Here is a 13,184-nt window from a genome sequence, read left to right on the forward strand (position 1 = left end):
ATGGATGCCTGGTCCCGTAGTCTCGAGCGCCTCGAAGCGGAGTTCCCGCCGGAAGACGTTCATACCTGGTTGAAGCCGCTGCAGGCCGATCTGCGCGTGGACAGCCTGGTGCTGTATGCACCGAATGCCTTCATCGTCGACCAGGTCCGCGAGCTGTACCTGGCCCGGATCCGCGAGCTGCTGGCGCATTTCGCCGGTTTCAGCGACGTTTTTCTTGAAATCGGCTCGCGCCCGCGCCCTGTGGAGGCGCAGAACGCGCCGGTTTCCACGCCGTCGGCGCATGTGTCCAGCGAACCGCAGGTGCCCTTCGCCGGCAATCTGGACAGCCACTACACGTTCGCCAACTTCGTCGAAGGCCGCAGCAACCAGCTGGGCCTGGCCGCCGCCTTCCAGGCAGCGCAGAAGCCGGGCGACCGGGCGCACAACCCGCTGCTGCTGTACGGAGGCACGGGCCTGGGCAAGACCCACCTGATGTTCGCCGCCGGCAACGCCATGCGTCAGGCCAATCCAGGTGCAAAGGTGTTGTACCTGCGTTCGGAACAGTTCTTCAGCGCGATGATCCGGGCCCTGCAGGAAAAGACCATGGATCAGTTCAAGCGCCAGTTCCAGCAGGTGGATGCGTTGCTGATCGATGACATCCAGTTCTTCGCCGGCAAGGACCGCACCCAGGAAGAGTTCTTCCACACCTTCAACGCGTTGTTCGATGGCAAGCAGCAGATCATCCTGACCTGCGACCGCTATCCGCGCGAAGTCGAGGGCCTGGAAGCGCGCCTGAAGTCGCGGCTTGCCTGGGGCCTGTCGGTCGCGATCGAACCGCCGGACTTCGAGACCCGCGCCGCGATCGTGCTGGCCAAGGCGCGCGAACGCGGTGCCGAGATTCCCGATGATGTTGCGTTCCTGATCGCCAAGAAGATGCGCTCCAACGTGCGCGACCTCGAGGGCGCGCTGAATACCCTGACCGCCCGCGCCAACTTCACCGGCCGCGCGATCACCACCGAATTCGCCCAGGAAACCCTGCGTGACCTGCTGCGCGCCCAGCAGCAGGCGATCAGCATTCCCAACATCCAGAAAACCGTTGCCGACTACTACGGCCTGCAGATCAAGGATCTGCTGTCGAAGCGTCGGACCCGCTCGCTGGCCCGTCCCCGCCAGGTCGCCATGGCCCTGACCAAGGAACTGACCGAGCACAGCCTGCCCGAGATCGGCGACGCCTTTGCCGGTCGCGATCACACCACGGTGCTGCATGCCTGCCGCCAGATCCGGACCCTGATGGAGACCGACGGCAAGCTCCGCGAGGACTGGGACAAGCTGATCCGGAAGCTGAGCGAATGATGCACGGATGCCGATGAGGCGTCATCGCACAAAACGGTGCAGAATCCGGTAGCAAGCGCGGGACACGTTGTGGATAAAAATGCCGTTTGAAATCGCGCCAGATTTATCCACAGCTTTCCCCACCCCTTGGGGGTCGGTAATGCAGAGGGTTTCGAGGTCTGAAATACCTTTGATTACAAAGACTTAGCATTGTTTTCCAGCGATTCTGTCTCTACCAGCACCACCAAGCTTTTGATTTATTCCACATTTTTTAAAGCATAGGGGCACGGAACCACATGCGTTTCACACTGCAGCGCGAAGCCTTTCTCAAGCCGTTGGCACAGGTCGTCAACGTGGTCGAACGCCGCCAGACCCTTCCGGTTCTGGCCAATTTCCTGGTCCAGGTGCAGAACGGCCAGCTGTCGCTGACCGGTACCGACCTGGAAGTGGAGATGGTGTCGCGGATCGCGGTTGAAGATGCCCAGGACGGCGAAACCACCATTCCCGCCCGCAAGCTGTTCGAGATCATCCGCGCCCTGCCCGACGGCAGCCGGATCACCGTCTCGCAGACCGGAGACAAGATCACCGTGCAGGCCGGTCGCAGCCGTTTCACCCTGGCCACGCTGCCTTCGAACGACTTCCCGTCGGTGGATGAAGTGGAAGCCACCGAGCGCGTGGCCATCGGTGAGGCGACCCTGAAGGAGCTGATCGAGCGCACCGCGTTCGCGATGGCCCAGCAGGACGTGCGCTACTACCTCAACGGCCTGCTGTTCGACCTGCGCGGCGATGCTCTGCGTACCGTAGCCACCGACGGCCACCGCCTGGCGCTGTGTGAAACCGATCTGGCCAAGCCCAGTGGGTCCAAGCGCCAGATCATCGTGCCGCGCAAGGGTGTGACCGAACTGCAGCGACTGCTGGAAAGCGGCGATCGCGAGATCGAGCTGGAAGTCGGCCGCAGCCACGTGCGCGTCAAGCGCGACGATGTCACCTTTACCTCGAAGCTGATCGACGGCCGCTTCCCGGACTACGAAGCGGTGATTCCGATCGGTGCCGACCGTGAAGTGAAGGTTGATCGCGAAGCGCTGCGCGCCTCGCTTCAGCGCGCCGCGATCCTGTCCAACGAGAAGTACCGCGGCATCCGCGTGGAAGTCTCGCCGGGCAACCTGAAGATCAGCGCGCACAACCCGGAACAGGAAGAAGCCCAGGAAGAGATCGAAGCCGACACCACGGTCAGCGATCTGGCCATCGGCTTCAACGTGAACTACCTGCTGGACGCTCTCTCCGCCCTGCGCGATGAGGAAGTCATTGTCCAGCTGCGCGATTCCAACTCCTCGGCGCTTGTACGTGAGTCCAGCAGCGAGAAGTCGCGCCACGTGGTGATGCCGCTGCGTCTCTGACAGCTGCTGTTCCACGTGGAACCGAACGACGCCCGGGATCTTCCCGGGCGTTTTTTTTGCAGGTTCCACGTGGAGCATCGAGAAGACGCAGTTCTCCGGACGACGTCACTTCCGTCGATAGGCTCGGTTGAAATCCGTTGCCTTTCCGGGATGTTCGTCTCGATCGTTGAAAACAGGATCGCTGGATCGTAGCAATGACGAGTCGCGATTGATCGAAAGTCCAGGTGCAGGAACCGATACTCGTCGCCTGTCCCCAGATCTGGCCAGACAGGGACCGATGATCCTGCATCGCGGCGCGATGGACTTCCCTCTGCAAACGCCGCTGTCCACAGGGAAGATTCGATGCAGACTGGGGCAAGCCTAGCTTCTAAATCTGGGTATAAATCTAAAGCATGGTGGTGATGGTAGAGCCAGATCTCGTGGAAAAACACCTCATCTGACTGATTTAAAAGAAATTTATGCACCTGAAACCCCCTGTATATCGGCCTCCCAGCCTGGGGGGGAACCTGTGGATAGTTTTGAAGGCATGGCAAAAGGGCTTTTTTATCCACAGATTGCCCATACCTTGTGTATAAGTCATACAGGGCAGCTGTGGACAGCGTGGAACGATCGGTCTGAATTCTTTGAAATCTGTGGAACCGCCCAGGGCATGGGACCGTAGATTTCAAGGAATCTGCAGGTTCATCCGCTGGTACTCGCCGGCGACGAGGCAAGCGCTGTCCACGGCATCGCCTGAAATCGGCGAAATCCAAGGCTCACACCCCCGCTACCCTTCGCAGAATCGAAGGATTTCCGGGCTTGCCGAGACCCGCATCTGCTGGGATGAGGAAACAGCGCCACGTGGAACCAGCGGTCAGGGCGCAGGCAGACCTGCGGTAACTGCTCCATAGCTGGCCGGATAGCTGGCCGGGCACGTCCGGCTTGACCGATGCAGTAAGCTGATGGATTCCCTGCCCCTCTGCCGCCCCGTGCGGATGGTCTTTCGCGCCCCATGCTTATCCGCCGCCTCGCCCTGCACCAACTGCGTCGCTTCAATGCGGTGGAGCTGTCGCCCCAGCCGGGATTGAACCTGCTGACCGGCGACAACGGTGCCGGCAAGACCAGCGTGCTCGAGGCCCTGCACCTGATGGCCTATGGGCGCAGCTTCCGTGGTCGTGTCCGCGATGGATTGGTGCGCCAGGGCCAGGAAGCGCTGGAAATCTTCGTGGAATGGGACGAACAACGTGCCAATCACCCGCCGCACCGCCGAAAGGCCGGCCTGCGGCACAGTGGCCAGGATTGGAAGGGGCGCCTGGACGGCGAAGACGTGGCCCAGCTCGGCAATCTGTGCGCAGCGCTTGCGGTAGTCACATTCGAGCCAGGCAGCCATGCGTTGGTCAGCGGTGGTGGTGAACCTCGCCGCCGATTCCTCGATTGGGGCTTGTTCCACGTGGAACCTGATTTCCTGTCCCTGTGGCGCCGGTATTCGCGGGCACTGAAACAGCGCAATGCCCTGCTCAAGCAAGGTGGCCCGTCGCGGATGCTGGATACCTGGGATCACGAACTGGCTGAAGCCGGCGAACCGTTGACCAGCCGTCGGCAGCACTACCTGGAGCGTCTGCAGCAGCGCACCGTGGCGCTGGCTTCCAGCCTGGCCCCGCAGCTCGGCATCCAGGCGCTGGAACTCAGCCCGGGCTGGCGTCGGCACGAGCTCCCTCTGGCCGATGCGCTGCTTCTGGCCCGGGAACGTGACCGCCAGGCCGGATACACCTCGGTCGGTCCGCACCGGGCAGACTGGAGCGTGGATTTCCACAGCATTCCGGGTCGCGATGCGCTGTCCCGCGGCCAGGCCAAGCTGACGGCATTGGCCTGCCTGCTGGCGCAGGCCGAGGACTACGCGGAACAGCGCGGCGAATGGCCGGTGATCGCATTGGACGATCTGGGCTCGGAGCTGGATCGCACCCACCAGACGCGGGTTCTGCAGCGCCTGCTCGGTGGGCCGGCGCAGATCTTCATCACCGCCACCGAAACGCCGGCGGCGCTGCAGGAACTGACCCACATCGCCCGGTTCCACGTGGAACATGCACAGATCGTGGCTGTGCCATAGTGGGCACACCAGGGCCGCTCGACCCCGGCTGGTATAATTCGGGTTGAAATCCTTTCATTCTCGGCGCATCGCTCCAAGCGGTGGCCGACCTGCGGAGCCTACGGCAAGCGCAATGAGCGACGAACAGAACACCCCGGCAAACAACGGCAATTACGACGCCAACAGCATCACCGCCCTGGAAGGCCTGGAGGCTGTCCGCAAGCGACCCGGCATGTACATCGGCGACGTGCATGACGGCACCGGTCTGCACCACATGGTGTTCGAGGTTGTCGACAACTCGATCGACGAAGCCCTGGCTGGCCACGCCGATCACGTTGCAGTGACGATCCATGCTGACGGCTCGGTCTCGGTGTCCGACAACGGTCGCGGCATTCCGACCGGCAAGCACGAGCAGATGAGCGCCAAGCTCGGTCGCGAAGTGTCGGCCGCCGAAGTGGTGATGACCGTCCTGCACGCAGGCGGCAAGTTCGACGACAACAGCTACAAGGTGTCCGGCGGCCTGCACGGCGTCGGCGTCAGCGTGGTCAACGCGCTGTCGCAGAAGCTGCTGGTGGACGTGTTCCAGAACGGCTTCCACTACCAGCAGGAATTCAGCAACGGCGCCGCCGTGACCGCGCTGGCCAAGCTGGAAACCACCACCAAGCGCGGCACCACCGTGCGCTTCTGGCCGTCGACGGTCGCCTTCCACGACAACGTGGAATTCCACTACGACATCCTGGCTCGCCGCCTGCGCGAGCTGTCGTTCCTGAACTCCGGCGTCAAGATCGTCCTTGCCGACGAACGTGGCGATGGCCGTCGTGATGACTTCCACTACGAAGGCGGCATCCGCAGCTTCGTGGAGCATCTGGCCCAGCTGAAGACCCCGCTGCACCCGAACGTCATCTCGGTCACCGGCGAGCACAACGGCATCGTCGTGGATGTGGCGTTGCAGTGGACCGACTCCTACCAGGAGACGATGTACTGCTTCACCAACAACATTCCGCAGAAGGACGGCGGCACCCACCTTGCCGGCTTCCGCGGTGCGCTGACCCGTGTGCTCAACAACTACATCGAGCAGAACGGCATCGCCAAGCAGGCCAAGATCAACCTGACCGGCGATGACATGCGCGAAGGCATGATCGCGGTGCTGTCGGTGAAGGTGCCGGACCCGAGCTTCTCCAGCCAGACCAAGGAAAAGCTGGTCAGCTCCGACGTGCGCCCGGCGGTGGAAAACGCCTTCGGCGCGCGCCTGGAAGAGTTCCTGCAGGAAAACCCGAACGAAGCCAAGGCGATCGCCGGCAAGATCGTCGACGCTGCGCGTGCACGCGAAGCGGCGCGCAAGGCCCGCGACCTGACGCGCCGCAAGGGCGCGCTGGATATCGCCGGCCTGCCGGGCAAGCTGGCCGACTGCCAGGAAAAGGACCCGGCGCTGTCCGAACTGTTCATCGTCGAGGGTGACTCGGCAGGTGGCTCGGCCAAGCAGGGCCGCAACCGCAAGAACCAGGCGGTGCTGCCGCTGCGCGGCAAGATCCTCAACGTGGAACGCGCACGCTTCGACCGCATGCTGTCCTCCGACCAGGTGGGTACGCTGATCACGGCCTTGGGCACCGGCATCGGCCGTGACGAGTACAACCCGGACAAGCTGCGGTACCACAAGATCATCATCATGACCGACGCCGACGTCGACGGCGCCCATATCCGCACCCTGCTGCTGACCTTCTTCTACCGTCAGATGCCGGAGCTGATCGAGCGCGGTTACGTCTACATCGGCCTGCCGCCGCTGTACAAGATCAAGCAGGGCAAGCAGGAGCTGTACCTGAAGGACGACCCGGCGCTGGACAGTTACCTGGCCAGCAGTGCGGTGGAAAACGCCGCGCTGGTGCCGGCCACCGGCGAACCGGGCATCGAAGGCCTGGCGCTGGAAAAGCTGCTGCTGGCCTATGCCGCCGCGCTCGATTCCATCGAACGCAATGCCCACCGCTATGACCGCAACCTGCTCGAAGCGCTGGTCGATTTCGTGCCGATGGACATGGACAGCCTGCGCAATGCGGGCGAAGGCGAAGGCCTGGATGCGCTGGCCAAGCGCCTCAACCAGGGCAGCCTGGGCAGCCCGCGTTTCAGCCTGGAACTGCAGGAGGCCAACGAGGAGCGCCCCGCCGCCGTGCTGGTGACCCGTCGCCACATGGGCGAGGAGCACATCCAGGTGCTGCCGCTGTCGGCGTTCGAAAGTGGCGAACTGCGTGCGATCCACCAGGCCTCCAAGCTGCTGCACGGGCTGGTGCGCGAAGGTGCAACGATTTCCCGCGGCGCCAAGTCGATCGAAGTCGACAGCTTCGCGAAGGCGCAGAACTGGCTGCTCGAGGAGGCCAAGCGCGGCCGCCAGATCCAGCGATTCAAGGGTCTGGGTGAAATGAATCCGGAGCAGTTGTGGGATACCACGGTGAACCCGGAGACCCGTCGCCTGCTGCAGGTGCGCATCGAGGATGCGGTCGCTGCCGACCAGATCTTCAGCACCCTGATGGGCGATGTGGTCGAACCGCGTCGTGACTTCATCGAAGACAATGCGCTGAAGGTCGCCAACCTGGATATCTGACACAATCGGGACCTGGCCGGTGCGCGGGGAGCTGCACCGGCCTTCGTCCCTTGAACGCAGGTACCTGATGTCCGCATCCGCCCCGGTCTCCGCCGCTCCGCCTCCGGTTCCGCCGCCGTCTACCCCGCCGCGCGCCGTGGCACCGTTGGCAGGTTTCTTCATCGACCTGGGCATCGCCGCCGTCACCCTGGTCGGCCTGAGCATGGTCACCGGACTGTTCTGGGGCTTCTACCGTGCGATCGTGGTCAGCCGCGCCAACGTCGCGGCCAATGGCGGTGCACTCACACCTGACAGCGCCGGCGCGGCAGTGGGCCAGCCCGGGGCCCTGGCCCAGATCCTGATGGCCCTGATCGCCACCGGTGGTGCCGCGCTGCTGCTGTACTTCTGGCGGCGCCCGGCGAACGCCGGCGAACGCCTGGCCTCGCGACAGGCGCTGCAGCGTCCTTCCACCTGGGGCTGGACCCTGCTGGTGGCCACGCTGATCGTGGTTGGCAGCAACGGCGTCGCCTTCCTTTCCAAGCAGTTCGGCATCGAGCCGGTGCCGACCAACGTGGAACTGATGCAGAGCGCGATCGCGCGCTTCCCGTTGTTCCTGGTGCTGTTTGCGGTCGTCCTCGCCCCCGCCTACGAAGAGCTGCTGTTCCGTCGTGTCCTGTTCGGGCGCCTGTGGCAGGCCGGCCGCCCCTGGCTGGGCCTCATCCTCAGCAGCCTGGCGTTCGCCCTGGTCCATGAAGTGCCCGGTGTCAGCAAGAACTCGCTGCTGGGCATGGCGCAGCTGTGGCTGGTCTACGGCGGCATGGGTGCCGCCTTCTGCTGGCTGTACCGCCGCACCGGCACCCTGTGGGCGGCGATCACGGCGCATGCGCTGAACAACGCGGTGGCGCTCGCCGCAATGGTGTTCCTGGGGTCAACGTAACGCCGTGCCCGCTTGACGAAAGATTAAGCAGGTACGCTACACACTGCGCACATGAACACGGGGGCGGACCCATGAAACAACTGCTGCTGGCTCTAGTCATCACCACCGTGGTCAGTGCCTGTGCGACCACCACCTCGCCAACCGGAAGACGGCAGATGGTGGGCGGCGTATCGCAGGCACAGCTTGACCAGCTCGGCGCGCAGGCGTTTGCCGAGACCAAGCAGAAAGAGAAGATCAGCACCGATGGCCGCCAGAACGGCTACGTGCAGTGCGTGGTCAACGCGTTGGTCGCGCAGTTGCCGCCTCAGTACCGTGGCGTACGGTGGGAGACCGCCGTGTTCGTCGACAAGGAACCGAACGCCTTTGCCCTGCCCGGCGGAAAAGTGGGCGTGAACACCGGCATTTTCACCGTCGCCAAGAACCAGGACCAGTTGGCTGCCGTGATCGGCCATGAGATCGGCCATGTCATCGCGCGTCACCACGAAGAACGCATCACCCGGCAGATGGGCGCGCAGACCGGCCTGGCCGTGCTGGGCGCGCTGGCCGGTGCCGCCTATGGCGATGGCGCCGCCAGCACGGTCAACCAGCTGGGTGGGATGGGCGCGCAGGCGGCCTTCCTGCTGCCGGGTTCGCGCACGCAGGAAAGCGAGGCAGACGTGATTGGCCAGCGGCTGATGGCGCAGGCTGGATTCAACCCGGCCCAGGCCGTGGACCTGTGGCAGAACATGATGGCCGCCAGCGGCGGTCGCAGCCCGCAATGGCTGTCCACCCACCCCGATCCGGCCAACCGGATCCAGGAGCTGCGACGTGATGCACCGGGCCTGACGCCGGTCTACCAGCAGGCGCAGGCGGCCGGGCTGCGGCCAAAGTGCGGATGAGTGCGCAGTTCTATGCTGTATTGCAGCACATAAAACGATTTCTCACGCCATCTGTTTCTGATACGTTTGGCGGCTCAGATTTTTCTGACAGTCCGACTTTGCCGCTATCCGGCGGTTCGATCGAGGTGAACGATGATTTTCCGTAACCACAAAGCTGTGCTTTCCGTCCTCGTCGCGACCGCCCTGACCGGCGCCGTGGTCACCGATGCCTTTGCGCAGTCCTCGCGTTCCTCCGACCGTGGCAGCCGCGGCGGTAGCAGCAAGCAGGCCAAGGCCGAACCGCTGTACCCGAATGCGACCCGCCAGGAGCCGACCGCCAAGGCCTCGGCCAAGATGGGCAGCAAGCTGCAGAAAATGATCGACAGCTACAACAAGGAAAAGTTCCCGGAGACGCGCGAACAGGCTGACGCGATCCTGGCCGACAGCGCTTCCAACGAGTACGACAAGTCGCTGGCCGCGCAGCTGGCCTCGCAGGCCGCCTACCAGACCGACGACGTGCCGGGCGCCATCGCGTATCTGAAGCAGGTGATCCAGTTCAACGGCCTGGACAACAACGGCCACTTCCAGTCGATGCTGATGCTGGGCCAGCTGCAGCTGCAGGAAGACAAGACCGCCGAAGGCCTGGCCACCCTGGACAAGTACTTCGCAGAGAGCAAGTCGACCAAGCCGGAAGAGCTGATCGCCAAGGGCCAGGCGCTGTACCAGCTGGAGCGCTACCAGGAAGCGATCCCGGTGCTGAAGCAGGCCATCGCCGGCGCCGCCGAGCCGAAGGACAACTGGAACCAGCTGCTGATGGCGGCCCTGTCCGAAGCCGGCCAGACCGGTGAGGCCGTGCAGGCCGCAGAAGCGCTGGCGGCCAAGAACCCGACGGACAAGAAGGCCCAGCTGAATCTGGCCAACATGTACATGCAGGCTGACCAGATGCCGAAGGCCGCCGCGGTGATGGACAAGCTGCGCAGCAGCGGCCAGCTCACCGAAGAGCGCGAGTACAAGCAGCTGTACTCGATCTATGCCAACACCGAGAACAAGGAAAAGGACGTCATCGCGGTCATCAACGAAGGGTTGCAGAAGGGCATCCTGAAGCCGGATTACCAGGTCTACCTGGCGCTGGCCCAGTCCTACTACTACTCCGACCAGGTGCCGCAGGCGATCGATGCGTGGCAGAAGGCTGCCCCGCTCTCCAAGGACGGTGAGACCTACCTGAACCTGGCACGCGTCCTGCATGCCGAAGGTCGCGTCCCCGAGGCCAAGCAGGCCGCCCAGCAGGCGCTGGCGAAGGGCGTGAAGAACCAGGCGGATGCCAAAAAAATCATCAACCTGAAGTAAGTAGGAATAACGCCTGAATGCCTGCTCAGTTGATGCGCAGGCGCTCAGGATTGGTATAAGCTTGGAGGTTCCTGCGGTGTCATGCACCGCTGATCAGGGATCCCGCCCCCGGGATTCCGGCCCCACTATTGAGCTCTTGGCGCATGACGGAACAACTAGTCGTTCACCGGTACGAACAACCCGATGACAAGGGGCTGAGCTGGCCTCGCATCGTCGGCATCGCGTTTGTAATTGCCCTGCATCTGGCCGCCTTCATGATGCTCCTCATTCCCGCCGTGGCTCCCAAGGCCGTCGCGGAGAAGGAGCGCAACGTCATGGTGACCATCGTCGACGCGCCGCCGCCGCCCCCACCGCCGCCGCCGCCGCCGCCGCCGCAGGATACTCCGCCACCGCCGGTGAAGAATCTGTCGCCGCCGAAGCCGTCGCCCGTACCGCCGCCGCCGCAGGCGCCGGTCGTGGACGTGCCGGAGCCGCGCCCGAACGATATCGTCACCCCGCCGTCGCCCCCGTCGCCGCCGGCTCCGCCGACCTCGATCGAGGCCAGCGTGGACATCTCGTCGAAGGCCATGAATCCGCCGCGCTATCCGCCGGCCGCCTTCCGCGCGGGTATCCAGGGCGAAGTGATCCTGATCATTGATGTCGATGCCAACGGCAACGTCACCAATGTCACGGTGGAAAAGTCCAGCCGTAACCGCGACCTGGACCGTGCTGCGATGGAAGCAGCTCGCAAGTGGCGCTTCAACGCCGCTGAATCTGGCGGTAAGAAGGCGGCAGGTCGCGTTCGCGTCCCGGTCAACTTTGCGCTGAACTGATGCGTCCGGGTGGCCCTCCGGCCACCCCCGCTCCCGGTTCGATTGTTTAGCTTAGCTACACCCTTTATCACCACACACAACAAAGGTAAGCGTCATGCTGCAGGAAATTTTCATCGCCGCTGCTGCCGGGGGCAATCCGTCCAACGCCCTGTCGCAGATGGGCTTCGAGCACCTGATCCACGAAATGACCACCAAGCCGGGTGATTTCGCGGTTTCCTGGGTCGTGCTGCTGACCCTGATCGCCATGTCGGCCATGTCCTGGTACTGGACCGTCATCAACATCTTCCGTGCCACCCGCCTGAAGAGCGCCGCTGACCGCGTCGTCAGCCTGTTCTGGGACACCCCGAACGCGCAGGACGCCATCCGTGCGATGGAAGAGCAGCCGGCTTCGGAGCCGTTCTCGAAGATCGCCCTGGACGCTGCCCAGGCCGCTGCCCACCACCAGCGCGCTGAAGGCGGTGCTACCGGCGGCGTCGGTGAGAACCTGAGCCGTTCGGAGTTCGTCGACCGCGCTCTGCGCCAGGCCGTCACCCGCGAAAGCAACAAGCTGCAGTCGGGCATGACCCTGCTGGCCACCGTCGGCGCGACCGCTCCGTTCGTCGGTCTGCTGGGTACCGTGTGGGGCATCTACGGCGCGCTGATCAAGATCGGTGCCACCGGCTCCGCTTCGATCGACGCCGTTGCCGGCCCGGTGGGTGAAGCGCTGATCATGACCGCGATCGGTCTGTTCGTCGCAATCCCGGCCGTGTTCGCCTTCAACTTCTTCAGCAAGATCAACAGCGCGACCATCAGCAAGTTCGATACCTTCGCGCACGACCTGCACGACTTCTTCGCCACCGGTTCGCGCGTCCGCTAATTGCGGCGCGCGTCACCCAGCGACGAAGTAAGTAGTCACCAAGATCTAGACGGAGCCCGTTATGGCTTTCAGTAGTGGTAACAGCGGCGGCCCCATGGCCGACATCAACGTTACGCCCCTCGTGGACGTGATGCTGGTGCTGCTGATCATCTTCATCATCACGGCGCCCCTGATGTCCCACAAGGTCAAGGTGGATCTGCCGGAAGCCAACCTGATCCAGAAGCCGGAAGATGCTGAAAAGCGTCCGAACCCGATCACGCTGGCAGTCAAGGAAGACGGCTCGATCTACTGGAACGACGAAGAAATCAACAAGCAGACTCTCGAGTCCCGCTTGGCGACCGCCGCACAGCAGACCCCGCAGCCGCCGCTGAACCTGCGTGGTGACCGCACCACCAAGATGCGCGTCATCAACGACCTGACCAAGGTCGCGCAGGAACAGGGCATGCTGGACGTCGGCTTCGTTGCGACCAAAGAAAAGGGGCAATAAGCCATGGCATTCAGTAGTGGTGGTGGCAAGGGCCCCATGGCAGACATCAACGTCACGCCCCTCGTGGACGTGATGCTGGTTCTGCTGATCATCTTCATCGTGACCGCGCCGATCATGACGTACCCGATCGCCGTGGACCTGCCGCAGCGCGTGCTCAACCCACCGCCGCAGCTGGTCGAACCGCCGCCGCCGATCGAATTGAAGATCGACGCCAGCAACCAGGTCTCGTGGAACAACAGCCCGATCAATACCAGCGAGCTGCAGCAGCGGATGGAGCAGGAGGTCCAGCGTGACCCGACCAACCAGCCGGAACTGCGCATCGACGCCAGCCCGGATTCCGAGTACGACGTGATGGCCAAGGTTCTGGCCGCCGCGAAGAATGCTCAGATGAAGAAGATCGGATTTGTGCAGCAGTAAACGCTACACCGCAATACAACAGTCATGACGCGACTGCAGACGCCCCTGGAAACAGGGGCGTTTTTTTGTGTTCTCGTCGTGGCGCACGGGTTGGGCTCAGATCCCTTTTCCTGAGGAAAGGGATCT

11 protein-coding genes are annotated in these 13,184 nt (G+C 63.5%); all 11 read left to right on the top strand.

Annotation, left to right across the window (positions count from 1 at the left end; genetic code table 11):
• The 11 genes from dnaA to QP609_RS00055 all read left to right on the top strand — a co-directional run bounded on the left by dnaA (position 1) and on the right by QP609_RS00055 (position 13,058).
• Complete coding sequence (gene dnaA, locus QP609_RS00005) at positions 1-1,332, top strand: chromosomal replication initiator protein DnaA (protein WP_014645405.1); 1,332 nt, start codon at positions 1-3, stop codon at positions 1,330-1,332.
• A 275-nt stretch (positions 1,333-1,607) separates the two neighbouring features.
• Positions 1,608-2,708 carry a DNA polymerase III subunit beta gene (gene dnaN, locus QP609_RS00010; protein ID WP_058983147.1) on the top strand — a complete coding sequence of 367 codons (1,101 nt, stop codon included), beginning with the start codon at positions 1,608-1,610 and terminating at the stop codon, positions 2,706-2,708.
• Between the two features lie 991 nt (positions 2,709-3,699).
• Complete coding sequence (recF, locus tag QP609_RS00015; RefSeq protein ID WP_046433401.1) at positions 3,700-4,794, top strand: DNA replication/repair protein RecF; 1,095 nt, start codon at positions 3,700-3,702, stop codon at positions 4,792-4,794.
• Between the two features lie 112 nt (positions 4,795-4,906).
• Entirely contained in the window at positions 4,907-7,366 is a 2,460-nt protein-coding gene (gene gyrB / locus QP609_RS00020; RefSeq protein WP_014645407.1) for a DNA topoisomerase (ATP-hydrolyzing) subunit B, read from the top strand.
• 67 nt (positions 7,367-7,433) lie between these two features.
• Positions 7,434-8,282: a type II CAAX endopeptidase family protein gene (locus tag QP609_RS00025; protein ID WP_046433405.1), complete on the top strand. Its 849-nt coding sequence runs from the start codon at positions 7,434-7,436 to the stop codon at positions 8,280-8,282.
• Positions 8,283-8,353: 71 nt separating this feature from the next.
• Positions 8,354-9,160, top strand: coding sequence for a M48 family metallopeptidase (locus tag QP609_RS00030; RefSeq protein WP_014645409.1), 807 nt, complete (start codon positions 8,354-8,356; stop codon positions 9,158-9,160).
• A gap of 132 nt (positions 9,161-9,292) precedes the next feature.
• Entirely contained in the window at positions 9,293-10,486 is a 1,194-nt protein-coding gene (locus QP609_RS00035) for a tetratricopeptide repeat protein (protein ID WP_014035419.1), read from the top strand.
• Positions 10,487-10,740: 254 nt separating this feature from the next.
• Positions 10,741-11,298, top strand: a complete 558-nt coding sequence (locus QP609_RS00040; RefSeq protein ID WP_172601398.1) for an energy transducer TonB — start codon at positions 10,741-10,743, stop codon at positions 11,296-11,298.
• Between the two features lie 94 nt (positions 11,299-11,392).
• Positions 11,393-12,154 carry a TonB-system energizer ExbB gene (gene exbB / locus QP609_RS00045; RefSeq protein ID WP_005411738.1) on the top strand — a complete coding sequence of 254 codons (762 nt, stop codon included), beginning with the start codon at positions 11,393-11,395 and terminating at the stop codon, positions 12,152-12,154.
• Positions 12,155-12,215: 61 nt separating this feature from the next.
• Positions 12,216-12,641, top strand: a complete 426-nt coding sequence (locus tag QP609_RS00050) for a biopolymer transporter ExbD (RefSeq protein WP_005421196.1) — start codon at positions 12,216-12,218, stop codon at positions 12,639-12,641.
• 3 nt (positions 12,642-12,644) lie between these two features.
• Positions 12,645-13,058 carry a biopolymer transporter ExbD gene (locus QP609_RS00055; protein WP_005411740.1) on the top strand — a complete coding sequence of 138 codons (414 nt, stop codon included), beginning with the start codon at positions 12,645-12,647 and terminating at the stop codon, positions 13,056-13,058.
• Positions 13,059-13,184 lie beyond the last annotated feature (126 nt).

This window comes from Stenotrophomonas sp. 8(2023) (genome assembly GCF_030345295.1).
Lineage (GTDB): Bacteria > Pseudomonadota > Gammaproteobacteria > Xanthomonadales > Xanthomonadaceae > Stenotrophomonas > Stenotrophomonas muris.

Coding starts and splice junctions, on each gene's coding strand:
- dnaN (WP_058983147.1), top strand. CDS start 1,608: ATGCGTTTCACACTGCAGCGCGAAGCCTTTCTCAAGCCGTTGGCACAG.
- QP609_RS00035 (WP_014035419.1), top strand. CDS start 9,293: ATGATTTTCCGTAACCACAAAGCTGTGCTTTCCGTCCTCGTCGCGACC.
- QP609_RS00055 (WP_005411740.1), top strand. CDS start 12,645: ATGGCATTCAGTAGTGGTGGTGGCAAGGGCCCCATGGCAGACATCAAC.
- gyrB (WP_014645407.1), top strand. CDS start 4,907: ATGAGCGACGAACAGAACACCCCGGCAAACAACGGCAATTACGACGCC.
- exbB (WP_005411738.1), top strand. CDS start 11,393: ATGCTGCAGGAAATTTTCATCGCCGCTGCTGCCGGGGGCAATCCGTCC.
- dnaA (WP_014645405.1), top strand. CDS start 1: ATGGATGCCTGGTCCCGTAGTCTCGAGCGCCTCGAAGCGGAGTTCCCG.
- QP609_RS00050 (WP_005421196.1), top strand. CDS start 12,216: ATGGCTTTCAGTAGTGGTAACAGCGGCGGCCCCATGGCCGACATCAAC.
- QP609_RS00040 (WP_172601398.1), top strand. CDS start 10,741: ATGATGCTCCTCATTCCCGCCGTGGCTCCCAAGGCCGTCGCGGAGAAG.
- QP609_RS00025 (WP_046433405.1), top strand. CDS start 7,434: ATGTCCGCATCCGCCCCGGTCTCCGCCGCTCCGCCTCCGGTTCCGCCG.
- QP609_RS00030 (WP_014645409.1), top strand. CDS start 8,354: ATGAAACAACTGCTGCTGGCTCTAGTCATCACCACCGTGGTCAGTGCC.
- recF (WP_046433401.1), top strand. CDS start 3,700: ATGCTTATCCGCCGCCTCGCCCTGCACCAACTGCGTCGCTTCAATGCG.